Origin of the sequence: Thermus neutrinimicus (genome assembly GCF_022760955.1) — a bacterium.
Classification (GTDB): Bacteria; Deinococcota; Deinococci; order Deinococcales; family Thermaceae; genus Thermus; species Thermus neutrinimicus.
This window is the reverse complement of record NZ_JAKTNU010000004.1, coordinates 25,556-40,249: the sequence shown is the minus strand read 5'-3', so window position 1 is coordinate 40,249 and position 14,694 is coordinate 25,556. Positions and strand designations below refer to the sequence as shown.

The 14,694-nt window shown below is 60.1% G+C and carries 13 protein-coding genes; 11 read left to right on the top strand and 2 right to left on the bottom strand.

Features of this window, described 5'->3' with window-relative positions; translation table 11 throughout:
• The first annotated feature begins 56 nt into the window (after positions 1-56).
• Complete coding sequence (locus L0C59_RS04160) at positions 57-1,496, top strand: O-antigen ligase family protein (RefSeq protein WP_243089956.1); 1,440 nt, start codon at positions 57-59, stop codon at positions 1,494-1,496.
• Positions 1,490-1,906, top strand: coding sequence for a hypothetical protein (locus L0C59_RS04155; protein WP_243089955.1), 417 nt, complete (start codon positions 1,490-1,492; stop codon positions 1,904-1,906). The genes L0C59_RS04160 and L0C59_RS04155 overlap by 7 nt, the downstream gene beginning before the upstream one ends.
• Here L0C59_RS04155 and L0C59_RS04150 read toward each other — a convergent pair.
• Together L0C59_RS04150 and L0C59_RS04145 are read right to left on the bottom strand one after the other, a co-directional pair.
• The gene (locus L0C59_RS04150) at positions 1,903-2,841 is read right to left on the bottom strand and encodes a coiled-coil domain-containing protein (protein WP_243089954.1); all 939 of its coding nucleotides are present in this window, start codon (positions 2,839-2,841) and stop codon (positions 1,903-1,905) included. The genes L0C59_RS04155 and L0C59_RS04150 overlap by 4 nt on opposite strands.
• A 9-nt stretch (positions 2,842-2,850) precedes the next feature.
• Positions 2,851-4,470 (bottom strand): hypothetical protein, encoded by a 1,620-nt coding sequence (locus L0C59_RS04145; RefSeq protein WP_243089953.1) that lies wholly within the window; start codon positions 4,468-4,470, stop codon positions 2,851-2,853.
• A gap of 84 nt (positions 4,471-4,554) precedes the next feature.
• Here L0C59_RS04145 and L0C59_RS04140 point away from each other — a divergent pair, with 84 nt between their 5' ends.
• From L0C59_RS04140 to L0C59_RS11195, 9 genes are all read left to right on the top strand, one after another.
• Positions 4,555-5,880 (top strand): nucleotide sugar dehydrogenase, encoded by a 1,326-nt coding sequence (locus L0C59_RS04140; RefSeq protein ID WP_243089952.1) that lies wholly within the window; start codon positions 4,555-4,557, stop codon positions 5,878-5,880.
• Positions 5,877-6,794: a Gfo/Idh/MocA family oxidoreductase gene (locus L0C59_RS04135; protein ID WP_243089951.1), complete on the top strand. Its 918-nt coding sequence runs from the start codon at positions 5,877-5,879 to the stop codon at positions 6,792-6,794. Before L0C59_RS04140 ends, L0C59_RS04135 begins: the two co-directional genes overlap by 4 nt.
• Before the next feature lie 2 nt (positions 6,795-6,796).
• Positions 6,797-7,378, top strand: coding sequence for an acyltransferase (locus L0C59_RS04130; RefSeq protein ID WP_279232496.1), 582 nt, complete (start codon positions 6,797-6,799; stop codon positions 7,376-7,378).
• Positions 7,363-8,472, top strand: a complete 1,110-nt coding sequence (locus L0C59_RS04125; protein ID WP_243089950.1) for a DegT/DnrJ/EryC1/StrS family aminotransferase — start codon at positions 7,363-7,365, stop codon at positions 8,470-8,472. The genes L0C59_RS04130 and L0C59_RS04125 overlap by 16 nt, the downstream gene beginning before the upstream one ends.
• Complete coding sequence (locus tag L0C59_RS04120; RefSeq protein WP_243089949.1) at positions 8,472-9,734, top strand: lipopolysaccharide biosynthesis protein; 1,263 nt, start codon at positions 8,472-8,474, stop codon at positions 9,732-9,734. The genes L0C59_RS04125 and L0C59_RS04120 overlap by 1 nt, the downstream gene beginning before the upstream one ends.
• The gene (gene wecB, locus L0C59_RS04115; RefSeq protein ID WP_243089948.1) at positions 9,731-10,831 is read left to right on the top strand and encodes a non-hydrolyzing UDP-N-acetylglucosamine 2-epimerase; all 1,101 of its coding nucleotides are present in this window, start codon (positions 9,731-9,733) and stop codon (positions 10,829-10,831) included. Before L0C59_RS04120 ends, wecB begins: the two co-directional genes overlap by 4 nt.
• Complete coding sequence (locus L0C59_RS04110; RefSeq protein WP_243089947.1) at positions 10,810-12,129, top strand: glycosyltransferase; 1,320 nt, start codon at positions 10,810-10,812, stop codon at positions 12,127-12,129. The genes wecB and L0C59_RS04110 overlap by 22 nt, the downstream gene beginning before the upstream one ends.
• 126 nt (positions 12,130-12,255) lie before the next feature.
• A complete protein-coding gene (locus tag L0C59_RS04105) occupies positions 12,256-13,515 on the top strand; it encodes a hypothetical protein (RefSeq protein WP_243089946.1) in 1,260 nt (419 codons plus the stop codon).
• A gap of 9 nt (positions 13,516-13,524) precedes the next feature.
• The gene (locus L0C59_RS11195; protein ID WP_243089945.1) at positions 13,525-14,622 is read left to right on the top strand and encodes a glycosyltransferase family 4 protein; all 1,098 of its coding nucleotides are present in this window, start codon (positions 13,525-13,527) and stop codon (positions 14,620-14,622) included.
• The last annotated feature ends 72 nt before the right edge of the window (positions 14,623-14,694 follow it).

Genomic DNA, 14,694 nt, shown 5'->3' with positions numbered 1-14,694 from the left:
TTTACCAGAGGATCTTGAGGAGCGTCTTAGGGCCTCCTTGGCGTATATTGGGCGTGGTGCGCTGGCTGCCTCTGGCCCTGGGCTTGGCTCCCCTTTTCCCTCCCCTGGCCCTTTTAGCCCCCCTATTCTTGGGTTACCTGAGGCGGCTTTCCCCCTGGGCCCTGGGCCTTTTGGGTATCTACGCCCTTTTCCTTCTCCTTCCCGCCCTTCTGGCCCCGGAAGCCTGGGCCTTCCCCTTGGCCCTGGGCCGGCTTCTTTACGTGCTGGGCCTCTTGGGGGCGGGGGTGGCCTTGGGCCTCCAGGCCCCTTCCCCATCCCGGGCCCTAAGGCCTTTGGGGTATGGCCTTTTCCTCCTCTACCTGACGGCCTTCCTGGCCTCGTACCTGACCTTCGGGGACAGGGTGGTGGGGGAAAGGCTTATGCACCCCTTCCATAGCCCGGTGGGCCTGGGGTTCATGGGGGCAGTGGGGGTCCTCCTTGCCGCCTACACCCGTTATTCCTGGCCCTTCCGCCTCCTTCTGGGCCTTTTGGGGGGAGCGGTTTTGCTCCTCAGCGCGAGCCGCGGGGGGATGCTGGCCCTGCTCCTTGGGGGGGCTTTTGGGCTTCTTTTCCGCGGGCGGGGGTTTTGGGCCTTGGGGGTAGCCGGGCTGGTCCTCTTCGCCGCTTTCACCTCCGACAACCCTCTTTCCGAGCGCTTCTTCCAGACCCACCTTTCGGGGCGCGAGGGGCTATGGCTCAGGGCCTATGAGGTCTACCGGGCCCATCCCTGGACGGGGGTGGGGCCCTATGTGCTGGGGGATTACCTGAAGGGGACCCTCTTTGGCGACTGCTTTCTCTTCCCCCTCCTCGAGGCCCGGGGCCTCACCTGCCCTGATGGGCTTAGGCCCCTTGGGGGTTTGTGGAGCTTTGCCCACAACCACCTTCTCCAGGCCCTGGGGGAAGGCGGGGTGTTGGGTGGGGTGGGGCTTCTTCTCCTGGTGGGGGGGTTTTTGGCCGCCGCCTGGGGGGAGGGGCTCCTTTTCTCCCTCCTCCTGGCCTTTGTGGCCATGGGGATGAGCGATAACCCCTTTAGCGTCCCGAGCCCCTTCCGGGGGGAGGTCTTCTTCCTCCTGGGGGGGATGGCCCTGGCTCGGGGGGTAAGGCTTCCCGCCACCTTGGGTTGGGCGGGGGCCGTGGCCCTTCTTTGGTCCTTGCCCTTCCTCTACCTGGCCACCCGCCCCCCCACCCCTCCCCCCAGGCTGGCCTACCTGGCCCTTCCCCCGGAGGGGGTGGGTTTCTTGCGCCTCGTGGGAGGGGAGGGGTACAGGGTCCAGGTGTGGCTTTGCCAAAAGGGCTGCCAGCGCCTGGGCTGGGAGTGGCCGGGGGACAAGCGGGTTATTTTCCGGGTACCAGAGGGTCTACCTCCCGGGGAGTACCGGCTTAGGGTCCTCCTCTTCAGCCAGCACCGCCTGGCCCTAAGGCCCCGCTATGTGCTGGAGAAGGAGGTGCGGTGGTGAGGGTCTTGGCCTGGGTTTTGGGCCTTGGGACCTTTGCCCTCGGGGTTTCCCTGGCCCTTTGGTCCTTGGACCAGGGTTTCCGCCTGGCCCCCCTCACCCAAGAAGCCTGCGTTCCCGGGTCCATTCCCGAGCGGGCGGAGCTATGGAGCAACGGGGTGGTGGAGATCCCCCTTTGCCGGAAGGGGCGGGTGGGGCTGGTCCTCGAGGGCACCCTGGCCCACGGGAAAGGGCCTTACGCGGTGGTGGTGGAGGGAAGCCGGGTGCTCTGGCAGGGGGAGGTGCGGGGGGTGGTGGAGGTCTGGGTGACCACCACGGGGAAGGGAACCCTGGCCTTGGTCTTCCCCAACGACCTCTACCAGCCCCCTGAGGACCGGAACCTCTTCCTTCGGGCCTTGCGGGTTGAGCCTTAGTGGAGAAGGGTTAGCAGGGCCAACACCGCGCCGATGGCGGTGAAGACCAGCATGGCCTTGTTGAAGGCGGTGTTGATATCCGCCTTGACCTCCTGGCGCAGGGCTTCCAGCCTGGTCTCCAGCTTTGCCATCCGGCTTTCCAGCTGCTGGATCTGTCCTTCCAGTTGGCTTTGGACCTGGCCGATCCTGGCCTCCAGTCTCCTTTCCACCTGGTGGATTTGTTCACCCAGGTGGCTCTGGACCTGGCCGATGTGGGTTTCCAGCTGCTTCGTTCGGGTGTCCAGCTCCTTTTGGATTTGCTGGATCTGTCCTTCCAGTTGGCTTTGGACCTGGCCGATCCTGGCTTCCAGTCTCCCTTCCACCTGGTGGATTTGTTCACCCAGGTGCCTCTGGACCTGGCCGATGTGGGTTTCCAGCTGCTTCGTTCGGGTGTCCAGCTCCTTTTGGATTTGCTGGATCTGTCCTTCCAGTTGGCTTTGGACCTGGCCGATCCTGGCCTCCAGTCTCCCTTCCACCTGGTGGATTTGTTCACCCAGGTGCCTCTGGACCTGGCCGATGCGGGTTTCCAACTTGCTTTCCACTTGGGCAATCCGGCCTTCCAGCTCTTGGCGGACCTGCTGGATCTGCCCTTCAAGACGGACCTGTACCTGGTCCATCCGGGACTCCAGCCTGGTTTCCCCCTCCGCCAAGCGCCTTTCCGTGGAAGCAAGCCGGGCCTCCAGCTTGTTTTCCACCTCGCCCAGACGCTTCTCCAAGGACCCCAACCGGCCTTCCGTATGGGTCCGGGTTTCCCTCAGCTCGGCCTTGACCTCTTCCCGCAGGGTATCTATGCGCCGCGAAAGGTCTTGCACCAAGGGGGGGAGGACTTGGAGGGTGGCCTCCACCACCCCTTCCAGCTTTTCCAGCCTCTCCCCCAGCCCTTCCACCTCGGGCATGGCCTCAGTCTAGCGCAGGGCAAGACTAAAGGAAAGGCTCTGGCCCAAGGCCTCGGCGTACTGGCCCTTAAGGACGTTCTGCCAGCGCACCTCGTAGGTGAAGCAGCCGTCGTAGTAGCGGAGGGTGAGGCCGAGGCGGGTGAGGCCTCCCCGGTTTAGGCCCACCTCGGGGGCAAGCCAAAAGGCCTGGCAACAGGTGCGCTCGGGAAGGGGCATGGCGTACCCCAGGCGGATCTCCTCCAGGCTTCCCCGCACGTACCCCAGGCGGAAGGTGCCGAGGCTTAGGTCTTGGACCTCCCCCTCCAGCCGGTCCAGGCGCTGGCCCAAGGGGTTATCCAGGGTGTAGCGGAGGCCAAAGGGGCCATACCGCCCTTCCAGGGTTAGGCGTTGGAACTCGTCCCGGTTCTCAAAGGTGAAGGGTGGGGTGGGGGAAAGGGGTTCCAGCCTCCCCGCATAGGCGGCCCTCAGGGCGAGGTCCCCTTCCCGGAAGGCCCCCTCCAGGCCCCCCCCAAGGGCCAGGTAAGGGGAGTAGGGGGTGAAGGGATAGAGGGCGAGGAGGAAGCTGGGGCTTAGGGTCAGGCTAAAGGGCCCTTCCCTAAGGGTTTCCCGGTACCCCCCCTCGAGGCCCACCGTGGCCCCCTGGCTCCTCGAGGTCTCCGCATACCGCAGGAAGGGCCTCAGGGTGAGGTTCCCTAGGCGAAGGGTGGGGGTGTAGCGGGCCTCCAGCCGGGGAGTATCGGCATCGGGAGGGTTGGGGCTTGCGGCCAGGAAGAGGTCGTCCCAGTAGGCCTGTACCCCGGGGGCATAGCCGAACCGCACCTCGGCCCCCCGCCCCCCTTCCCTTAGGCCCAGGCGCAGGGCTTCCTGAGGGGTGCCTAGGCCCGTGGCCAGGAGGGTGAACCTCCTCTCCCACCTGCCGAGCTCCTCCCCGGGCCTGGGAAGGGGGAAGTCCCGTAGCCCCAAGGTCCAGCCTCCCGCTTCCGAGCTGGAGAGGACCAGGGGGCTTCTCAGGTCCGGGCGGCGGTTGGCGTTCGCCCGGGTTTCCCCCAAGGGGATTTCCAGGCCCCACAGCCCAAGGGTGGCCTCCCCCTTAACCTCCCCCGTGGCCACCAGGAAGGTGGCCTCCTCCATCCCCAAGCGCACGTCCTCCCCGCAGGGGCAAGGGGTGGCGAGGAAGCCTTTGAGCCGGGCCTCCTCCCGGGTGAAGCTTCCCTCCGCCGCCTTGACCCGGTAGGCGGGGCTTTCCAGGAAGATGCCCTCCCCCTTAAGGGGCTTTTCCAGGCGAAGCCGGCTGACCTCCGCCTTAAGCCTTCCCCGGGCAAGGCGCACCCCCTTTAGCTCCTTCCCCACCAGTTCCCGGGCCTCCACCTGCCAGCCCTCGGCCTCCCCCTTTAGGCCTTCCGCCTGGAAGCTTCCCTCCTCCTCGAGGTAGCGGATGGCGGGGGCTTCCAGGTAAAGCCCTTCCCGCTCCAGGCAGGCCTGGCCCTCGAAGACCAGGACCTCTCCGTCGTAGCTCATCTCCTGGCCCCCCAGGAGGCCGTCCTCGGTTTCCAGGGTGTAGGGCCTCTCCCTGCAGGGCCCTGCCAGGGCGAGGCCCAGGAAAGCCCCCAAAACCAGTAGCCGCCGCATGCCTGGGATTCTACCGGGATCGGACCCGGAGCTCCACACGCAGATGGGGTAAAGGGCATGGTATCCTTCCTGGGAGGAGGGGGAATGCCGGAGTTGTCCACGACATCCCTGCTGGAAGAGCTCAAACGGAAAATTGCCACCCGTGAGGCGGTGGTGGGGGTGGTGGGCCTGGGGTACGTGGGCCTTCCCTTTGCGGTGGAGAAGGCCAAGGTGGGGTTCAGGGTCATCGGGGTGGAGCAAAACCCCAGGCGGGCGGAGAAAGTGAACCGGGGGGAAAACTACATCCCTGACGTGCGGGATGAGGACCTTAAGGAGTTGGTGGCCCGGGGGTTGATCCGGGCGGAGACCGACTTCCGCCGGGTACCCGAGATGGACGTCATCGTCATTGCCGTGCCCACGCCCCTTACCCAGAACCTCACCCCAGACCTCCGGTACGTGGTGCGGGTTACGGAGGCCATCGCTGAGCACCTGAGGCCAGGCCAGCTCATTAGCCTCGAGTCCACCACCTACCCGGGCACCACGGAGGAGGTGATGCTCCCCCTCCTCGAGGCCCGGGGCCTCAAGGTGGAGGAGGACTTCTTCCTGGTGCACTCCCCCGAGCGGGTGGACCCCGGCAACAAGCGCTACACCACCAAGAACACCACCAAGGTGGTGGGCGGGTGTGGCCCGCGTTCCCTGGAGGTGGGGGCCTTCTTTTACGGCCAGACCATAGAGCGGGTGGTCACCGTTTCCAGCGCCAAGGCGGCGGAGCTGGTCAAGGTCTTTGAGAACACCTTCCGTGCGGTCAACATCGCCTTGGTGAACGAACTGGCCCTCCTTTGCGACCGCATGGGGCTTAACGTGTGGGAGGTGCTGGACGCCGCCTTCACCAAGCCCTTCGGCATCATGCCCTTCTACCCGGGCCCCGGAGTGGGCGGGCACTGTATCCCCATAGACCCCCACTACCTGGAGTGGAAGGCCAAGGAGTACAACTTCAACACCCACTTCATCGCCTTGGCGGGTGAGATCAACCGCAAGATGCCGGAGTTCGTGGTGGAGAGAACCCTTCGCCTTTTGGCGGGGGAGGGGATTCCCATCAAGGGCGCCAAGGTCTTGGTCTTAGGGGTGGCTTACAAGAAGGACATCGGCGACTACCGGGAAAGCCCGGCCATCCGGGTGATTCAGGGCTTAAGGCGCCTGGGCCTCGAGGTCCAGTACCACGACCCCCACGTGCCCCGGTTCCAGGAGCACGGCTTGGAGATGGAAAGCGTGGACCTAACCCCAAAGCGGCTGGAGGAACAGGACCTGGTCCTGATCACCACGGATCACTCGGCCTTTGACTACCCTTGGATCCTGGAGCACGCTAGGCGGGTTTTGGACACCCGGGGGGCTACCCGCCATCTCAAGCATCCCAAGGTGACCTTGTTATGAAGCGCTTTGCCTTGATCGGGGCCGCCGGCTACATCGCTCCCCGCCACCTCAAGGCCATCAAGGAGGTGGGGGGGGATCTGGTGGCGGCCTTGGATCCCTTCGATGCGGTGGGCGTACTGGATAGCTACTTCCCCAACGCGGAGTTCTTCCGTGAGCCCGAGGTGTTTGAGGCCTACCTGGAGGACCACCCTGTGGACTGGGTTTCCGTGGTGAGCCCCAACCATCTCCACGAGGCCCATATCCGCTTGGGCTTACGCCAGGGGGCCCATGTGCTATGCGAGAAGCCCTTGGTGGTGGAACCGGAGTCCCTGGACCGCCTGGCGGCCATGGAGGCCCGCACGGGCAAAAGGGTGTACACGGTTTTGCAGCTTCGGGTTCATCCCGCCCTCTTGGCCTTGAGGGAACGGTTGCAAGGGGAAGGGGGGAAGAGGCAGGTGGTGCTCACCTACATCACCAGCCGCGGGCCTTGGTACCAGAAGAGCTGGAAGGCCGATGAGGCCAAGAGCGGCGGTGTGGCCACCAATATCGGCATCCATTTCTTTGACCTTCTCCTTTGGTACTTTGGGAGGGTGGAGGTCCTCGAGGTCCACCTGCGCACGCCCACCACGGTGGCTGGGTATCTAGAGCTGGAAAGGGCCCAGGTGCGCTGGTTTCTTTCCATAGACCCCCGCTTTCTTCCCCAAGAGGTTCAGGCTCGAGGCCAACGCACCTACCGCTCCATTCGCATCGAGGGGGAGGAGGTGGAGTTTTCCGAGGGGTTCACCGACCTGCACACCGAGGTCTACCGCCGTACCCTGGCTGGGGAGGGATTCGGCCTGGAGGAAGCCCGGCCGGGTATTGAGGTGACCGCCCGGGTGCGCCGGGCGGAGGTGGTTGTCCCCCGCCCTGGGGTCCGGCATGCCTTCCTGGAGTAGGGATGGAATACTTCGTGCACGAAAGCGCCTACGTGGATGAGGGCGCCAAGATAGGCCGTGGTACCCGAATATGGCATTTCTGCCATATCATGCCGGGGGCGGAGATCGGGGAGGAATGCACCTTGGGCCAAAACGTCTTTGTGGCCAAAGGGGTGAGGATGGGCCGGGGGTGCAAGATACAGAACAACGTCTCCCTGTACGAGGGGGTCGTCTTGGAGGACCATGTGTTCGTGGGCCCCAGCGCGGTCTTCACCAACGTGCGCACCCCCAGGGCGGCCTTTCCCCGCAATCGCAGCGAGGACTACCTCCGGACGTTGGTCAAGCGGGGGGCTACCATTGGCGCCAACGCCACCATTGTCTGTGGGGTGACCATTGGGGAATGGGCCTTTGTGGCCGCCGGGGCTGTGGTTACCAAGGATGTGCCCCCTTATGCCTTGGTGGCCGGGGTGCCGGCCCGGATCGTGGGGTATGCTTGCGAGTGCGGTCTTCCCCTGCGCTTTGCCCCTGAGGGGGAGGAGGCACAGTGCAGGGAATGCGGCCGGCGCTACCGCAAGGAAGGGGAGAGGGTATGGCGGGTGGAGTGAACCGCATCCCCATCCTGGACCTCACCCCGGAGGTGGAGGCGCTCTGGGATGACCTCATGGCGGCCATCACCCGGGTGTTGCGCTCGGGGCAGTTCATCCTCGGCCCCGAGGTGGAGGCCTTTGAAAGGGAGGTGGCGGAGTACTTGGGCGTCAAGCATGCCATCGGGCTTAACTCCGGCACCGATGCCTTGGTGATCGGGCTAAGGGCCCTGGGGGTAGGCCCTGGGGACGAGGTGATCACCACGCCCTTTACCTTCTTCGCCACCGCCGAGGCGATAAGTTTGGTGGGGGCCACGCCGGTTTTTGTGGACATAGATCCCAAAACCTTCAACATCAATCCCGACCTCATCCCGGCCGCCATCACCCCTCGGACCAAGGCCATCCTTCCCGTGCACCTTTACGGCCGCCCGGCGGAGATGGATGCCATCCTGGCCATAGCGGAGGAGCATGGGCTTAAGGTGCTGGAGGACTGCGCCCAGGCCTTTGGGGCCACCTACCGGGGCAAAAAGGTGGGGACCTTGGGGCATGCGGGGGCTTTCTCCTTCTTCCCCAGCAAGAACCTGGGGGCCTATGGGGATGGGGGTTTGCTGGTCACCGACGACGACGGGGTAGCTGAGCTGGCGCGGATGCTCAGGGCGCACGGCTCGAGGCGCAAGTACTTTAACGAGATGGTGGGGTATAACTCGCGCCTGGATGCCCTTCAGGCGGCTATCCTGCGGGTCAAGCTGCCCCATGTGGATCGGTGGAACGAAAAGCGGCGTCAGGTGGCCCGGCGCTACAACCAGCTTCTTTCCGGGATTCCTGACCTGGTCCTTCCCGAGGTTTCCGAAGGGCACGTCTTCCACCAGTACACGGTGCGGATTCTCGGGGGTAAAAGGGATATGGTCCAACAAGCCCTGGCAGAGGCGGTTATCGGCACCATGGTCTATTACCCCATTCCCCTCCACCGGTTGCCGGTGTATGGCTATCCGGAAGGAGCTTTACCGCTGGCAGAGAGGGCGGCGGGCGAGGTCCTTTCCTTGCCCATGGGACCCTTTTTGGAAGGGGGCGCGCAGGAGAAAGTAGTTGGGCCTTTAGTAACCTTCTTGTCGTAATGAAGAACCCATCTTTCTGGTCTCCCCTAAAAAGCCATTTTTTCCGTGGAGTATTGGCTATCGGGGGGAGTACCGCTTTGGCCCAACTTGTCGCGGTGCTGGCCTCCCCCATTTTAACGCGGGTTTACGGTCCGGATGATATGGGCAGCTGGGGGCTTTTTGTCAGTTTTCTTGGCTTGGCCTCGGTTTTAACCTCCCTGAGATATGAGGTGGCGATCGTGGCCGCCCGAAAGGACGAAGATGCCTTGTTGCTGTGCTGCAGCGGTCTTGTTCTTGTTTTGCTGACATCTCTGCTTGGAGCTTTCGCATTTGAGTTCCTGCGGCAAGGGGGTGCTCTGGGTTATGGCGTGTTCTCTCCTTTGGCAACACTTTTGGCCTTTATCGCCTTGGCTTCCACCGGTTTTGGGCTTGTATTGCGTTTTTTTGCGCTGCGCAGGGAAAGATTTGGGGTGATTGGCCGTTTCACCGTTGCCCAGGCATGGTCCAAGGTGCTCTTGCAGTTGGTTTTGAGCCCTTTTGGTTCCATGGGACTGCTCCTTGGGGAGACGCTGGGGAGGCTGGTGTCATTGGGATGGCTATTCCGGGGTCTCTCCTGCCTGAGACCTGCCTTTGCCCCTCGCGTTCTTTTGGCGTACTGGACGTATCCCGTTATTCAGCTCCCTTCAAGTTTTGTAAACACATTGGTTTTGGTTGCCCCGGTTCCCCTCTTCGTGTCCTTGTACGGGCCTTCTGCGGGGGGGGCTCTCGCCCTTGCACAAAGGGTGGTTGGACTCCCTGTAAGCTTGATTGGCACCGCGGTGGCCGATGTGTTTTATGGGCGCGCTTCTATAATGCTTCGCCAGGAGCCAAAACGACTTTTGGCGTTTTTTCTGAGAGTTTCCTTTGGGCTAGGGCTTATGGGTTTTGCGTTGGGTTTTGTCCTTTGGTTTTTTGCTCCCAAGGTGGCAACCTGGGTATTTGGGCCCGAGTGGGAGTTGGCAGGCCAGATGCTGGGGGCTATGGCTCCCTGGGTCACCCTTCAGTTAGCGGTTAGCCCGGTCAGTCGGGTGGTGTTTCTCTCCCCTTGGTCTTGGTTGAAGCTTTTGTACGACTTTCTTTCCCTGGGGGCTGTCCTAAGCCCCCTATGGTTTCTCAGGTTTTCTGGGCCGGTAGAGGCGGTATGGGGTATATCCCTCCTGATGGCGGGGACATATGGAGCCTATTTTGTCATTTTGCTTTTCTTGGTGCATCGGCTACAGTATGAGGGCGGGGGAGGAGCATGACGGTGGTCAGTGTGGTGGGTGCCCGGCCGCAGTTCATCAAGGCGGCGGCGGTGTCGCGGGTTCTTAGGGCTACACCTGGACTTCGGGAAGTGTTGGTCCATACGGGCCAGCACCATGACGACAACATGAGCCGGGTTTTCTTTGAGGAGCTGGAGATTCCGGAACCCGATTACCACCTGGGTATAGGCGGGGGAACCCATGGGCAAAACACGGGCCGCATGCTGGAGGCCATAGAGGGGGTTCTCTTGAAAGAGAAGCCCGATTGGGTCTTGGTCTACGGGGACACGGACAGTACCCTGGCGGGGGCCCTGGCTGCGGCCAAGCTGCACATTCCCGTGGCCCACGTGGAGGCCGGTCTACGCTCCTTTAACCGGCGTATGCCAGAGGAAATCAATCGGGTCCTCACTGACCACGTATCGGACCTTCTTTTCGCTCCCACGGAAACGGCCGTACAAAACCTCCTACGGGAGGGTATTCCTGCTGATAAGGTGCACTTGGTGGGGGATGTGATGTACGATGCCGCTCTTTACTATGGAGAGAAGGCCGAGAGAGAAAGCCAGATACTCCAGCGCTTGAATGTGGCCCCGAAGGGCTATATCCTTGCCACGGTTCACCGGGCCGAGAACACGGATGATCCCGTACGACTAAGGGTTATCTTGGAGGCCCTGGCCCAGGTGCACCGGGAGGTGCCGGTGGTTTTCCCCGTGCACCCTCGTACCCGCAAGCGGGCTGAAGCCTATGGCCTGGAGGAGCTCTTGGACAGGATGTTGACCATTGAACCCGTGGGATACCTGGACATGGTGATGCTGGAGAAGAATGCCCGACTTATTGCCACCGACTCAGGTGGGGTGCAGAAGGAGGCCTTCTTCTATCGCGTGCCGTGCGCTACCCTAAGGGACGAGACCGAGTGGGTGGAGCTGGTGGAGTCTGGATGGAATCGTTTGTGCCCGCCAAAAGATGTGGAATCTCTAGTGGGTTGTTTTCTTAACGTTTGGGATGGTGCTCTGATTTTTCCCTACGGGAATGGACGCGCGGCTGCGGGAGTGGCTACGCTTTTGGCTGGGGGAGGAATCCTATGGAGCAAAAACGTGTTTTAGTGGTAAGCTTCTTTTTCCCACCACGACCGGGTGTTGCCTCGCTTCGGTTGAGGGGTTTAGCAAAATACTTACCTGAGTTTGGATGGGAGCCCGTTATTCTTACCGCTAAGCTGCCAGGGCAACCAGACCCACGCTTCAATGTTGTAGAGACTCCCTATCCTGGGGATGTGGGGGAGCTGTTGCTGAGAAATCTTCGCTGGTTGGGCATCCGTGGATACAGGGATAAGGCTGGCGTTTTCCGAGTTGACGAGCCCATTCGGACGCCTTTAAGCCGGACGCTGGTTGATACAGTAAAACGGGCTACCCGGACGTTCATTTTTCCCGATAATCAAAAAGCATGGTATCCGTACGCGGTTGCCGCTGGGCGTTCCTTGCTGGCCCATGAGAAATTTCACGCAATTATAAGTAGCTTTGGTCCGCCTACGAGCCACCTCATCGCTAGGACTTTAAAAGTAGAATCAGGGCTTCCCTGGATTGCTGATTTTAGGGACTTATGGACTCAAGATCCTTACTACGGCTATTACTATTTTGCGAGCCCTCTGCGGAAATTTTTTGATAGGAGACTCGAACGAAAAACCTTAGAGGAGGCCGATGCTTTAATTACCGTGTCGGAGCCTTACGCCGAGAAGCTCCGTTTTCTTCATAAGGAAAAGGCCGTTGAAGTAATCACGAATGGGTTTGACCCGGAAGAGGTAGCCCTTGAAAGTGAGCCTCTAACTACAGACATGAGCTTTCTCTACTCAGGTAGCCTTTATGGCGGTATGCGAGACCCAACACCGTTCTTTTATGTTCTGAGCGAACTCATTTCAGAGGGACATATATATGCATCTGATGTTACAGTTACTTTTTATGGAAGTGATCACGGATGGCTCATTCCGCATATAAGGAAACTCAAGTTGCAGGATGTAGTCCGGCTGCTTCCATCTGTGCCTCGTGCAGAGGTTTTGGCAAAGCAGCGTCAGGCGCAAGTTCTGCTTCTTTTGGATTGGAAAGACCCAAGGGAAGAAGGCATTTACACGGGCAAACTTTTTGAATACCTCGCTGCTAAACGACCAATTTTGGCCTTTGGTGGAAAGGGGGGCGTGATTGCAAAACTTCTTCAGGAAACGGGTGCGGGGCGTTATGCGCGATCTCCTCAGGAGCTTCGGAGCATTCTCTTGGAGTGGTATAGTGAATATAAAAGGGAGGGTAAGGTCGTGTACAGAGGAAAGTGGGAAGTGGTCGAGGAATACAGTCACCGAAAAATGGCGCGTCGATTTTCGCAACTCCTGGACGCGTTGAATGAAAGACACAGCTAGTATTTATGTGGAGGCTTTTTGAGGTCTTCTCAGCCCAAGTTAGGTTGTGTAAGTTTTAGGGGCGCACTGTAAGGTCTGGGGGCACAGAGTTTGTGATCCCAAAATACTTACTGTGGGCAGGTCACAATGGCAAGGGACTACACGCGCAATTTTGCAACCGGCGGTTCACGGGCCCTAATAATGCTAATTTTTGGTCTACAATTGTGGCTAACACCGTTTTACCTTTGGGAAAGTGGTTTGCCGCAACTAAGCCACATGCTTGGCGTGGTTGTTGTGGTCCTTTTATTGCTGTTCCGTCGTAGGTTTCTATGGCAAAGCAGGGTTATGGTCCCTGCGGCGCTGTTCGCTGTTTATGCATCGGTAGTTAACCTTATCGTTTACCTCTTTTATGGAGATTGGCACACCTTGGTCAGTTCCTTATACTATCTCTACAATTTTGGACTCCTTTGGGCTGTCCTACAGATATTCTATCTCGATGCTACAAGGGCCATGAATCTCACACGAGTCGTGTTTCTTGCGTTGATAGGATTGCAGGTGGCAGTATTTGCTTTTGGTAAGGGTAGGTTCTTTGGAGAAAGCCGTTTCATGGGAACCTTTAACGATCCGAACCAGCTGGCGCACTGGCTTCTTTGGGCTGTGATTATAGTGCTTGTGAGTGATTACTCTCTACGATTTAAGCTTACTTGGTGGTCGTGGATTGCCCTCGTACTTGGTGCTGTGGCTTTGTTAGCATCGGCTTCGCGGTCGGGGCTCCTAGGATTTGCTACCATTGTTCTGGGATTCGGTATTTATTACGTTTTTCATGGGATTCGCTTGCGGAGAAGAGTGGTAGAAAAACTTTTGGTGGCCCTACCAACCTCTGTCTTTATTGTGGCTCTTGGCTTGTTGGTAGCATTGTTGGGGGCTTCGGATGAAAGGGCATCTGGTTTGCAGGAAAAGTTGGCCCAGCAAACTCTATTTTACGTGGATCGCGTAAAACAGGGAATTTCTAAAGGAGAGCAGAATTTGGAGGAAAGGGGATATGATCGCCTATGGAAATTCCCGGAATACCTGTTCCTGGGGGCAGGGGAAGGTGCTAATGAGCGCTGGGCGGAGGAGACCACATTTTTGGGTGAGATTCACTCGACGCTGGCAGGCATTGTATTTTACTACGGAGTACCAGGGGTGGCGCTTATAGTCCTACTTATCCGGCAGGTGTGGGTGTCCCTTCCCCGAGTGTGGCTACGGGTACTCCTTTTGGCGCCCCTTGTGTACAGTCTGGGAACGTATAACTTGCGCAACAGCATGTTTTGGCTCGGTCTTGCTATCTTGTGGGCGGTTGGCAAAGTGTTGCGTGAGGAATCGCGAGGTTATCTAAAGAGTGGGCACTCTAGGATCCAGGCATAGGGATAGGCCGTGAGAATCCTTTACCTAATCACCCGCGCCGAACCAGGCGGCGCCCAGGTTCACCTTCTCCATCTGTTCAAGGCTTTCCGCCCTAGAGCGGAGCTCCATTTGGCAGTTGGGGAGGATAAGGACCGCTTCCTGGTGGATGAGGCATGGGCCTTAGGGGTAAAAGTCCACACACTTAGGCACCTTGTGTGGCCCATCTCGCCTTTGAAGGATGTGGCGGCCGTGGGGGAGGTGCTGATGTTGCTCAGGGACATAAAACCAGACCTCCTACACGTCCACTCCTCTAAGGCGGGCTTTGTAGGACGCTTGGCCGCCCGCCTTGCCGGGGTCAGAAGTGTGTTTACCGCCCATGGCTGGGCGTTTACCGAGGGCGTGCATCCTGCCCGGAGAACTTTGGCCGTGGTCCTGGAAAGGCTGGCTGGAAGGCTGGGCGATGGGGTCATTTGCGTTTCTCACAAGGACCTTAAGCTGGCTTTGGAGAACCGCGTAGCCCCAGAAGACCGCTTGACGGTGGTATGGAATGGTGTGCCGGACACAGCACAGCGTGCGCTGCCAGGCCTTGAACCCCCAAGGCTGGTAATGGTGGCGCGGTTTTCCCCGCAAAAGGATCACGGGCCTTTGTTGAAATCCCTTGCCGAGTTGCAAGACCTAAGCTGGACCCTTGATTTGGTGGGGGATGGGCCCTTATTGCCGCAGGTGAAAGCCCTGGCCCAGGAGTTGGGATTGGGAAACAGAGTGAGGTTCTTGGGACGAAGGGTAGATATAGACTCGGTTCTGGCGGAAGCGCAGGTCTTTGTTCTCACCTCCCGTTGGGAGGGGTTGCCGCTGACGATCCTCGAGGCCATGCGGGCTGGGCTTCCCGTGGTTGCTTCGGATGTGGGAGGCGTTGGCGAGGCGGTGGTGGATGGTCATACTGGATTCCTGGTTCCTCGGGGAGAGCAGGCCCTTCTTAGGGATCGACTCAGGCGGCTTCTTGCTGATCCTGGCTTGAGAGTTCAGATGGGGGCTGCCGCAAGGAAGCGTTATGAGGAGCACTTTACCGTGGAGCGGATGGTAGAAGGAGTCTGGGAGGTGTACAGCCGGGTCCTTGGTCAGGGTTAGCACCCAATGAGTTGGTACACGGTACACTAGCTATGGTATGGGCGCACTGGTATTCAGCCTCCCCTCCCGGTT

Bases quoted from the DNA above. Each gene is read 5' to 3' on its own strand.
- L0C59_RS04150 (WP_243089954.1), bottom strand. From the start codon at position 2,841: ATGCCCGAGGTGGAAGGGCTGGGGGAGAGGCTGGAAAAGCTGGAAGGG.
- L0C59_RS04145 (WP_243089953.1), bottom strand. From the start codon at position 4,470: ATGCGGCGGCTACTGGTTTTGGGGGCTTTCCTGGGCCTCGCCCTGGCA.
- L0C59_RS04140 (WP_243089952.1), top strand. From the start codon at position 4,555: ATGCCGGAGTTGTCCACGACATCCCTGCTGGAAGAGCTCAAACGGAAA.
- L0C59_RS04135 (WP_243089951.1), top strand. From the start codon at position 5,877: ATGAAGCGCTTTGCCTTGATCGGGGCCGCCGGCTACATCGCTCCCCGC.
- L0C59_RS04130 (WP_279232496.1), top strand. From the start codon at position 6,797: ATGGAATACTTCGTGCACGAAAGCGCCTACGTGGATGAGGGCGCCAAG.
- L0C59_RS04125 (WP_243089950.1), top strand. From the start codon at position 7,363: ATGGCGGGTGGAGTGAACCGCATCCCCATCCTGGACCTCACCCCGGAG.
- L0C59_RS04120 (WP_243089949.1), top strand. From the start codon at position 8,472: ATGAAGAACCCATCTTTCTGGTCTCCCCTAAAAAGCCATTTTTTCCGT.
- wecB (WP_243089948.1), top strand. From the start codon at position 9,731: ATGACGGTGGTCAGTGTGGTGGGTGCCCGGCCGCAGTTCATCAAGGCG.
- L0C59_RS04110 (WP_243089947.1), top strand. From the start codon at position 10,810: ATGGAGCAAAAACGTGTTTTAGTGGTAAGCTTCTTTTTCCCACCACGA.
- L0C59_RS04105 (WP_243089946.1), top strand. From the start codon at position 12,256: ATGGCAAGGGACTACACGCGCAATTTTGCAACCGGCGGTTCACGGGCC.